Source organism: Methanosphaera sp. DEW79, from assembly GCF_003266085.1.
GTDB classification, from domain to species: Archaea; Methanobacteriota; Methanobacteria; order Methanobacteriales; family Methanobacteriaceae; genus Methanosphaera; species Methanosphaera stadtmanae.
In genome coordinates this window covers 1-10,577 of sequence record NZ_MUZW01000040.1, presented here as the reverse complement: position 1 = coordinate 10,577, position 10,577 = coordinate 1, and the positions used below count along the sequence as shown (strand labels likewise).

General features: G+C 23.7%; 9 protein-coding genes. 3 read left to right on the top strand and 6 right to left on the bottom strand.

Annotation, left to right across the window (positions count from 1 at the left end):
* Positions 1-530: 530 nt before the first annotated feature.
* The 3 genes from BZ132_RS03800 to BZ132_RS03790 form a co-directional block, all read right to left on the bottom strand.
* Entirely contained in the window at positions 531-1,673 is a 1,143-nt protein-coding gene (locus tag BZ132_RS03800; protein WP_011406367.1) for a uroporphyrinogen decarboxylase family protein, read from the bottom strand.
* A gap of 359 nt (positions 1,674-2,032) precedes the next feature.
* On the bottom strand, positions 2,033-3,307 hold the full coding sequence (locus BZ132_RS03795) for a hypothetical protein (RefSeq protein WP_011406366.1): 1,275 nt from the start codon (positions 3,305-3,307) through the stop codon (positions 2,033-2,035).
* Positions 3,308-3,377: 70 nt separating this feature from the next.
* Positions 3,378-3,980: a stage II sporulation protein M gene (locus BZ132_RS03790; protein ID WP_011406365.1), complete on the bottom strand. Its 603-nt coding sequence runs from the start codon at positions 3,978-3,980 to the stop codon at positions 3,378-3,380.
* A 956-nt stretch (positions 3,981-4,936) separates the two neighbouring features.
* Between BZ132_RS03790 and BZ132_RS03785 the strand changes: the two genes are divergently transcribed.
* From BZ132_RS03785 to BZ132_RS03775, 3 genes are all read left to right on the top strand, one after another.
* Complete coding sequence (locus tag BZ132_RS03785) at positions 4,937-5,353, top strand: pyridoxamine 5'-phosphate oxidase family protein (protein ID WP_011406363.1); 417 nt, start codon at positions 4,937-4,939, stop codon at positions 5,351-5,353.
* A 401-nt stretch (positions 5,354-5,754) separates the two neighbouring features.
* A complete protein-coding gene (locus BZ132_RS03780) occupies positions 5,755-5,961 on the top strand; it encodes a histone family protein (RefSeq protein ID WP_011406362.1) in 207 nt (68 codons plus the stop codon).
* 586 nt (positions 5,962-6,547) lie between these two features.
* A complete protein-coding gene (locus BZ132_RS03775; protein WP_011406361.1) occupies positions 6,548-6,763 on the top strand; it encodes a ferredoxin in 216 nt (71 codons plus the stop codon).
* Between the two features lie 27 nt (positions 6,764-6,790).
* On the opposite strand, the gene BZ132_RS03770 is transcribed toward BZ132_RS03775, so the two are convergent.
* The 3 genes from BZ132_RS03770 to BZ132_RS03760 all read right to left on the bottom strand — a co-directional run.
* Complete coding sequence (locus BZ132_RS03770) at positions 6,791-9,574, bottom strand: DUF3427 domain-containing protein (RefSeq protein ID WP_286940535.1); 2,784 nt, start codon at positions 9,572-9,574, stop codon at positions 6,791-6,793.
* A gap of 39 nt (positions 9,575-9,613) precedes the next feature.
* On the bottom strand, positions 9,614-10,039 hold the full coding sequence (locus BZ132_RS03765) for a hypothetical protein (protein WP_011406359.1): 426 nt from the start codon (positions 10,037-10,039) through the stop codon (positions 9,614-9,616).
* A 107-nt stretch (positions 10,040-10,146) separates the two neighbouring features.
* On the bottom strand, positions 10,147-10,577 hold a 431-nt coding region (locus tag BZ132_RS03760; RefSeq protein WP_286940534.1), incomplete at its 5' end, for an Ig-like domain-containing protein.

Here is a 10,577-nt window from a genome sequence, read left to right as displayed (position 1 = left end):
AATTTTTTCTTAATGAACGGTTATAACCTAAAATTTTCATAGTATAAATACTTTAATAGACTTTTTTATAAATATAAAAGTTATTTAAAGAATATTATAAAAAACTTTAATTATTAAAGTAATTGACATAAATTTTAATGTTTAAACAATGTATATTTAATCAAAAAAGAATTATTTAATTGTTTTTGATGAAATAATGGATTTATATTTGGTTAAATTATAATATAAATTTTTCTTTTGATTTGAATAATTTATATTTTATTTAGTTTTTTTATATAAATATTCTAAAAAAAAATAAATTCTTTAATATAAAATTTACCATAATATTTAAATTATATAATGGTTTTTCTAAAAAAAAATCAAAAGAATGTGGTGGTGATTTACTTCTAATTATTATTTCTTCAAGTTATGTATTTTTGAAAAATAAAAAAAAAATATGGAGAAGTATTATTGGATACTTTTTTTTAAATGATGAAATTTTTAGGAAAAAATATAATATTAAGGTGGAAATATTATATTCTTCCTAATATCTATATTTTAATTTTTCTTTCTTCATGTTCTGGCATATTATGACAGTTAGCAACTGGTAATGGAACATCAATGTATGATGGTGTCCATGATAGAGCTTTTTCATTTTTAAATCTAGTTTCTTGTTTACCTAATTCATAATATTCATCTCTAGCTTTAACTAGAACTTCCATTGCTTTTAATGGAGTTCCTGGTGGTACACAACAGGATGAACCAAGTATATCAATTCCACGATCTAATGCTCTGAATGATTCTTCACGAATACTTTCAAAGTCTCCTTTAAATAAGGAGTCAGTTGCTACGTTTCCTACTAATTGGGTATTACTTTTCAAATCATATTTTATTTTATTTGCTTCTTTTACATTTACACAGTCTTCAAATGAAAATCCATTGTATCCTAAGTCAAGTGTATGTTCAAGTATAGGTGTGGTATCTCCACATACATGTAATACTATGTTGAAATCTGCTGCATCTGCTATTCTTTTTAATGGATATTTTACAATCTCATCAAACATTTCTGGTGGTAATAAATCTGCTGCAATAGATGGTTCATACATACAATCTCCTTGAACATCCAATTCATTATATGCTTTAACTACTTCAATTACTGCATCTGCACATTTATTTACAGCTACTTTAACTTCATTTGGATTTGTTGCTAGACATTTCATTAAATATTCAATACCTACTATTTGACCAAGTAATGTAAAAGGTCCAATTTGACCAGATATTAATGGAACATCAGGATATTTTTCTCGAGCTATTTGACAAGCTTCTGCAACTACAGGAATTCTTCCATTAGATAAGAAGTCATCACATAATTCAACACCACTTAGATCATCAAAGAATGGTGAAGCTGTAATTTCTGGAATATGTTCATTTGCATCTCTTAAGTCAACTGTACATCCCATTGCTTCTGCTTCAATTGCTAAATCGAATGGTAAATTTATACTTTCTACACCAGCATATTTATGTGCACTTTCACCTAATGCAACCATTTTTTCAGCATTTGTGTGTGATTCTGGAAAACCTGCACCAGTTTTTTCCATACCTTCCATTAATGCAACAGATACAATACTTGCTGCTGGTACTTTTTCTACTTCTTTTCCTGCAAAGGCATTTGCTAAATTATCGATTAAATCCATTGTGATTCGCTCCTTTAAAGTTTTTAAGAATTGAATTCAACTGGATAAAATTATTTAATATTATTTTCTTATTTTAGGAATGATATAGGAGTGTTTCCAAGCATTCTAAATCTTTTAAATGCATATATTCTATCCTGTCAAATTCATACTTATAATTATGAACAACGTAGTATATAAAGGAATTGTAATAAAATAAGATAAAATAAACCTTATTTGATAAAATAAATGTCTTATGATTATTTTTTTATTAAAATATTATTTTTGAAAAGGAAGTTTTTATTTTATATCTATGATAAAATTATACTCATTTGATAATATTATCATATGATGATTTAAAAAAATGAGAAAAAGTAGATTAACTATTGAAATGTTGGATATAATCGTATACGTTCAACTCTACACACATCAACATCCTTTAATTTTAAGCATAGAGTGTCAAATCCTAGATATAACTTAGTATTTATATGAGTACTTTCTGTTGCAATGATCTTATTATTTTTGTCATAACATGTTGCAGCTATTTTTATATCATTATATTTATCTGGACTTTTAATATATATTTCACCAACAACTTCTAAATAACTATTGGATTTTATAAGAACAGAAGTATTAGTTATATTCATACCAATTCTATGTTCAATATTCTTCATTTGTTCAATGAATATGGAATTTGATGTTTCAACAGCCACCGATTTTCTTGAATCTATTTTTTTTGCTTGTGTATTCTTTTTAACTTGTTTATTTTTAGGTTTTTGTAAGTTTCTTGATATATTATTATTTTTAGATATATTTTGTGTATTCTTTTTATCTACTTCATTAATAGCATCTGGTAGTTTATCAACAATTTCTGGTAGTAGTATTAATATTGATGTTTTAGATATGTCTGGTTTAAGAATTAAATTGAAATCATAATATCTTTTCAATGAATTCATTATAATAAGAGTAGAATTACGTTCAATTTCCTTAAAATCATTATCATAACATATTACTGATAATTTAAGGCAATGATTATTATATACAGTATTTGTAGATACACTACCTAAGACTTCTATTGGTCCATTTATATTATTAATTACAAGAGCTATATTTTTAAAACTTAAGCCTAATCTTGTTTCAAGTTTTTTATTTCTTTTGATCTTCTTTTTTAGTTTAGATTCTATTTCTATAAGTTTTTCTCTTGTTTTTTCATGTACTTCAGGAACATCTTCAGTTTCATATTCAAAGTAGGTGTCTTCATTATCTTCTGTAAAATCTGTAGTTATATCTGCAAGTGTTTCTTCAAACATATTAGTATCATTAAATGATTCATTGGTAATTGTATCATTGTTATCTTCTTCAAAATAATATGAATCATCATTATCAGATATAGATACACTTTCATCAGAAATATCTGTAGGACTTAATAATTCCCTAGTAAACTCATCTAAATCATCAAAAGTTTTGGTTTGTTTATTGTTCTCATCTTTAAGAAGTTCTTGTGCTATTTTATCTGCATATTGATGATTTATCTCATTTATATCATTACTTGTTTCTTCATCATCATGTTCAACTTGAATATAAAGTAGTTCTCCACAATATACACATCTATCTTCAAAATCACTATTTAGTTGACCACAATATGGGCATTCTTGCATTATAATTACATCCTATATTTCTTCTATAATACTAATTTTCATTAAACTATTTTATAACCTTTTATATAAATTATACTGATACTATTGATAATAGTAGAGGTGTTATTGTAGATTCAATAGCAGCAGCTATAATTAATAAAATAAAAACATAAATAACAGTGGCTAGTATATCCTTTAACATATATTTATATTTTTTAAATTCTTCACGAAATGTATGTTTTTTTGAGATAATGGAGTTTAACATGTGAATTTCCCATCTAGTTGCTATTAATGAGCCACCCATTGCTATGATACTTGATGGTATTTCAAAGATTCCATGTGGTGTAATTCCAACAACAAACAATATTGTGTTAACTCTTGAGAAAGCATATCCAAGTAGTACTCCATTTAAAACTGTTGTTATAATTGAATCTATTGAAAATAAAAATCCATTAAAAACAACAGATAAATCAATGAATATGTTATGTATAAATATATCTCTAAAATCCACACTAATTTCATCAATGATACTTGTTGCCATACGAAAATGGTCGGGTAATATATTATTAAAATAATTATTAAAATAAAAACCTAATAATGCTGATATTAGAAATATTATAATTGAAATTATAAAATAATTTGCATTACGTGATATGTAACTTTTTATATAATCTATTGTAAATATTTCTTTCAAATTTAATAATATTTTTTTAACCTCCCTTTTTTTTAAAAAACTATAATTTTACTTTTAATTATATAAGTTAATAAGTTTATTGTATTTTAGTGATTAATTTTGAAAGATTTTACTCTACTTCGTTATACCATTGTATAACGAAATAAAATAGGAAAAATTTTAAAAGAAAAATCCTAAAAAAAACTACCTAAAATACCTAAAAATCAAACAATACATATATCCCAAATAACTATAAAATCTACTTTATGAATATTTTTAAGAAATAAACCAAAAAATACAGTTGAAGAGTAACTATTCAAGTGTAATTCTTGGAAAAAGAACTTATTTTTGAAAAAAATTTTTTTTTATAGTTAAATACTTTTGATATATTTTTAGATTCTTGAATGTAAAATCAGTGATCATATATAATTAAATGCTATGATAAATAAAGACCATATAATCTATTCATGATTTATATATAAATAGGTAAGTTATATGAAAAATACATCAACTATATACAAACAGAAAAATACTCAAAATAGTAACAATGCACAACTAACTACCCAGTTGATGAAAGTTAGGATAATATAACTTACAACTGTTTTTCATATTTATTTTTCAAAATTTTTTCAAATACATTTTTTAAATAAAAAGAGTATGCTTAAAGTATCTAAAAATACATAATATGATGTATATGATAATGTTATTTTTTGTGTTTAAAGAAAAATAAATTAAAAATAGTTATAAAATTACTTATGAATTTTTAAGATATTTTTAGAAGACTAATAGAATATGAGTAACACTCTTAAATATAAGAGTTTATTTGAAATTCTAGAAAAGTATTTAAAATATTAAAGATTAATTTTTAAAATAAGGGATTAAGAAAAATGAATTTTTTAGAAATTTTTTTTAGTCTCTTTAAGCATTGAATATATTCAAAGATACAAAATATTAAAGTTAAGAAGGAATTGAAAAAAATGTCAAGTAGAGAAAAAGTATATGAATATATGAATAAATGTGGCGTATTATATTTAGCAACAATAAATAATAATAAACCAAAATTAAGACCACTTGGTTTTAGAATGATGGTTGATGGCCAAATATATTTTTTAACTGGAACATTCAAACAAGTATATAATCAAATGATAAGAAATAACAATATTGAATTTTTAGGACATAATGGTTCTGAATTTATTAGATATTATGGAAAGGTCATATTTGATGAAGATGAAGATAAAAGTTTACTAAAAAAAGCATTTGAAAAAATGCCAATGCTTGAAAAAACATATGGTGCAGATAGTGATTTGAAACCTGCAATATTTCATATTTCCAAGGCAACTGCAGAGATAAGAAATGCTGCAGGAATTATAGAATCATATGACTTTTTAGATTAGAAATTATTAACAGATAATACTCACATGGTATTATAATTTAAGGTATATTATCTTAAGATGAAATGGTAATAGCTCTAACCATTATAGAAAATATACTATTTCTATAATGGATTATATTAGATTTGAGAAGTATAACTTTCTATTTAATACTCTAGATTTAAATAAATAATAATTATAAGCTAATAAATAATGAAAATAAACTTTAAATCATGTTAAAATTAAAATAAATATTTTACAAAGCTTATTATTTGAATTTATTTGTTAATTTTAAATTATTAAAAAGTAATGTTATCTTTTTTAATATTTGAGTAATAATATTTTCTTATTTCTTAAAATAAGTCATATTTATATAGTTTAAAAGATATAATTGATTATATAAAAAAAAATTATGAGATGATAAAATGACAGAATTACCAAAAGCAACAATGGGTCGTTTATTAAAAAAAGCTGGTGCTACCAGAGTTAGTGAAGATGCTAAAATTGAATTAACAAGAGTTCTTGAAGAAATTGGAGAACAAATAGGAAGAGATGCAGTGCCTTTTGCAAAACATGCAGGAAGAAAAACAGTAAAAGCTGAAGACATAAAATTAGCAATAAACTCTGAATAATCAGACCAATTATTGATTTAATGAGTATATTTTTTCATTAATAGAATTTAAATGTATTTTAAGAAGACTTAATTTTACTATTTGATTCTAAAAAAAGGTTTCTAAAAGAGATATAATTAATGGGGTGTTATATCAACTTCTTTTAGAAACATGACTTATTTTTTTATAAAGATTTTCAAATATATTAATTTAAGATATTATAAGTAAAAACTTCTTTTAAAAATAAACTATAAAATAAGTCTTATTTTCGAATTATACTTTAAATAATAAATTTTAAAACTATATACCTAGAATTTAAAAAGTATTTTTAATAAAATAGTGTATTGATTTAATATAATTCAAATTAGATTTTTTATATGGAAAAGTACTTCTAAAGTTACATATAATTTTAAAAATACTTTAAAAAAATTAAATAAAAATATTGTTTTATATATAATATCTACTTTTTTCCTAAAAAAATTAAACAAAATATAAAACATTACTTAATCCATGTTAATATATAAGTAACAAAGATTTAATATTAAAAAAAATATAAACTATAAAATACAATTTATGTTTTTTTAAAATAAATAGGAGATTTGAGAATATGGTAGAAATAGTATTAGATAGAGATGAATGTACAAGTTGTGGAAATTGTGTGGAAGTAGATGATTCACTATTTACATTTGATTCAGATGATAAAGCAACAATGATAGGTTCAGAAAGAGACGATGGAATGGAAGAAATAGAAGTAGATGATCCAACCAAATACCAAGAAGCAGCTGATAAATGTAAAGGTGAATGTATAGAAGTATATGATTAAATATACTAAACACACCTATTTTATTTTTTAATTTACTAAATACTCATAAATATCATCACGTAGAGATGTATTTAATTTAAGAGTAAAACGTACAATATCATTACCTAGTTTATCATATGTTGGAATATACTCTTTAGGTATAACTTCTCCAACATAATAGAAGTATTGTTCATCTTCAGAATCACTTTTTTTAATAAATAAATACATTTTAAGATTATTATCCCTATAATTAATAATTGTTTTAACATCCTCAGATTCTAAAGTCTTATTATGTTTACTCATCCAATACATAGTCGTATTATCAATGAATTTATCCTCATATTGTATGGATTGTGAAATATCCTCATTTTTATTATATGTTACAAACATGGGACATGATAAATTTCCCTTAAAATCTGCCACAGTTCTATAACCAAAAATCGTTGTTGACTCATTTTCTGGCCAATTTAAAAGACGAGACACATCTTCTCTTGAATATTTTTCATACAACTTAAATGGAGTACAACTAGGGTTTCTATATTTTAAATCATATTCTTTAAATCCAATATCAATAATATCATAAATAAATTTCTTAAATATTTCATTTTCTAGTAATTTTCTAAAGTTTTCATGAATAAATAATATGTTATTATTAACTTCTAAAAGTTTTACCCTAGAATACTTTGTACGTTCCATCTTCTTATAATAGGATACACTAAGAATTTTAATAGCACTTTTTATACTAAGAGCATTGTCTGTTAATGAGTAGTTATTTTCTAAGATATTATTAACATCATATATACTAATTTGTCTATTTTCAATTAATTCCCTTAATATAATTAATTCATGTGGACGTTTACCATTAGCTATTTTTAGTGATAGAAATTCTAAATATAGAATTTCATCTTCACATAAACTATTATTAAAACTCTTATCTAGTTTAGATAATAAAACTGGATATGCCTTCTTTTTTGAGGGTAGTTTTTCCTTCATATATTTAATAATAAACATTGCATCAAGTTCATCATAATTATAAAAATCAATTAATAATGGAATTCTACCAATCTTCTTTTTAAAATTCATATACTTATTTCTTAGAAAGGAAATACTGTTAATAGTTGCATTATCAATTGAATGATAAATCTTTTCCTTTGAAATTCTATCAAAGCTAATTGTTGAAGCTCCAGGAAGTAGATTATTAGAATCAAACATGAATTTACGAATAGTATCTTTATTGTATGTTCTATCATCAGATAGGGCAATGGGAATCATGTAGTTAGTATCAAAATTTCCAATAAAATCAAGAACAACAACATACTCCTTATTTGAATGTTTTCTAAGACCACGACCCAACTGTTGGATAAATACTATACTTGATTGTGTAGGTCTTAACATTACAATTTGATTAATTTCAATAATATCAACACCCTCATTAAAAATATCAACAGTGAATATATAATCAAGAGTATTATCTATATCATCACTAACAAGTCTATTAATAGCATCTTCACGTTCATCCTGAGTATTATTTCCACTAAGACTTATAGTGTTATATCCACGCATATTAAACATGTCTGATAAAACTTTAGCATTATCCACGTTATTACAAAAAACTAATCCCTTTACTCTATTTCCATTAAAACCATAATATTCAATATTTTCAATAATTTCATCAACATATCCTTCTGATAAATAATTATCATCCACAGGATTATTTATTCCAAAATAATGAAAATCACAAAGTATATTTTCTTCTAAAGCCTTTTTTAATCTAATTTCATATATAATATTATGATCAAAAAGATCATAGATATCAAATTCATCACTACGATCTGGAGAACCAGTCATGCCTAAATAGAATTTTGGAGTAAAATAATTCATAATTTCCTGGTAACTTGGTGCTCCTGCATGATGAACTTCATCAATAACAATTATGTCAAATTCATCTTTTTCATATCTAGAATAATACTTTTCTTGACTCATAGTCTGTATGGTACTGAATATAAAGTCTGCATCATAATCCTTAGAAGTACCTGTGAAAAGTCCATAACTTCTATTTTTAAAGACATTCTTATATGAGTTCATTGCTTGTTTAGCTATTTGTTCCCTATGTACTAAGAATAATATTTTTCTAGGATTAATTTCTCTTAGTGCAAATGCTGAGGCATATGTTTTACCAGTACCTGTTGCACTTATAAGTAATCCTCTTGTATGTGTTTTTATAGTTTCTAAAAAGTTATCTATGAATTGTTTTTGCATAGAATTAGGTTTAAATTCATCTTTAATTTCTTTTTTAGGATAATATGTATGTTTATTACTCTCATTATAATATGCTTCATATTCATCAATACATTCATCTATATTTCTTGATTTATTCCAATATTTTATAAATGAATTTGATAAATCAGATACTATTTCATTATTTTCCCTATACTCTGTTAATATATTCCATTCCATATTAACAGTTAATGCCTTCTGTGTTAGATTAGAACTACCTATTAGAATATTATAGTAATTGGTATTTTTAAAAATATATCCTTTTGGATGAAATCCATAACTATCAGTTACTTGATATAGTCTAACTTCAATATTACTTAAATTATTTAATCTTTTTAAAGCCTTCGGTTGACTAAATGCTAGATAATCTGTTGTTAAGATCTTACCTTTAACATTTTTTTGTTCTAATTCCTTAAGATTTTGTAGTAGTGGTGTAATTCCACTTTCTGTAATGAATGCTACTGCAATATAAAATTCTTCACATTTCTGTAATTCATTTTGAATTGTTGTTAATACTTTAACATTATATTCAGGATTATTTAGAACTAATTTCATATAAATATCTCTTTTATTTTTTTTAATAAAAAAATAATTTTAAATTAATGCATCTACTTGTTTAAAGAATGTTTCATATTTTTCTAGTATTTTCTTTAGTTTTGATGCATTCATTGTTCTTATTTCTATTATTTGTTTATTCTTAGAGAAATCTGTTTCTAATGTTTTTTCATGTTCATTAGAAAATGTGTCTATCATACTTTTTTGTAATTTAATATATGTTTTCTCATTAAGATTATACATTCTATGATGTTTAAATACATCCATTGCATGAACAATCCCCTTTTCCTCATTTTCAACACAGTGTGATAATGAAATTTCTGTATCCATATAATATGGTGTTTCTAATTTATCTGATTGAATTATACACTTTATTATACAGGTTATATGAGCAATATCTGTGTTATTCACAATATAGTTTAAGGTTTCAAATTGTTTTAAATTTATTTTACTAAATAATGTCATATTATATCAAACCAATTAATTAGTCTATAATCTATTATTTGAATAAAATAATTCTTAATATTTACTAAATAAAAAAAAGAAAAAGAGAATAAATTAAAACTCTTTTTTTAAGCTTTAATGTTGGTACTTATATTATATAAACTATCATTATTATTTACTTGTGGTAATGTAAATGTTGTATCTACTGTTTTTAAGGGATTTACTTCTGTTACATCAAATGTGTATGTTTTTGATGCTGGTAAGTACTTTGTATCTCCAAGATATTTTACTTCTACACTTTGTTTTCCTGCTGGTAAACTAAATGTTAATAAGCATTCACCATTTGTTAATGCTTTTGTAAGTAATGTTTTACCATTATTTATTATTGCAACATTACCTGTTGCTCTTGTTTTATCTGTACCATTTACCATTACCTTAAATGTTGTGTTAGAAGTGGTTTTCTTAAGAATGTATGTAGTTATAGTTACTGGAGTAATATCACTCACATCAAATGTGTATATTTTTGATGCTGGTGAGTACTTTGTATCTCCAAGATATT

What these genes read in the sequence shown, in the direction of transcription:
- BZ132_RS03770 (WP_286940535.1), bottom strand. Translation starts at nt 9,574, where the DNA reads ATGAAATTAGTTCTAAATAATCCTGAATATAATGTTAAAGTATTAACA.
- BZ132_RS03765 (WP_011406359.1), bottom strand. Translation starts at nt 10,039, where the DNA reads ATGACATTATTTAGTAAAATAAATTTAAAACAATTTGAAACCTTAAAC.
- BZ132_RS03800 (WP_011406367.1), bottom strand. Translation starts at nt 1,673, where the DNA reads ATGGATTTAATCGATAATTTAGCAAATGCCTTTGCAGGAAAAGAAGTA.
- BZ132_RS03795 (WP_011406366.1), bottom strand. Translation starts at nt 3,307, where the DNA reads ATGCAAGAATGCCCATATTGTGGTCAACTAAATAGTGATTTTGAAGAT.
- BZ132_RS03785 (WP_011406363.1), top strand. Translation starts at nt 4,937, where the DNA reads ATGTCAAGTAGAGAAAAAGTATATGAATATATGAATAAATGTGGCGTA.
- BZ132_RS03780 (WP_011406362.1), top strand. Translation starts at nt 5,755, where the DNA reads ATGACAGAATTACCAAAAGCAACAATGGGTCGTTTATTAAAAAAAGCT.
- BZ132_RS03775 (WP_011406361.1), top strand. Translation starts at nt 6,548, where the DNA reads ATGGTAGAAATAGTATTAGATAGAGATGAATGTACAAGTTGTGGAAAT.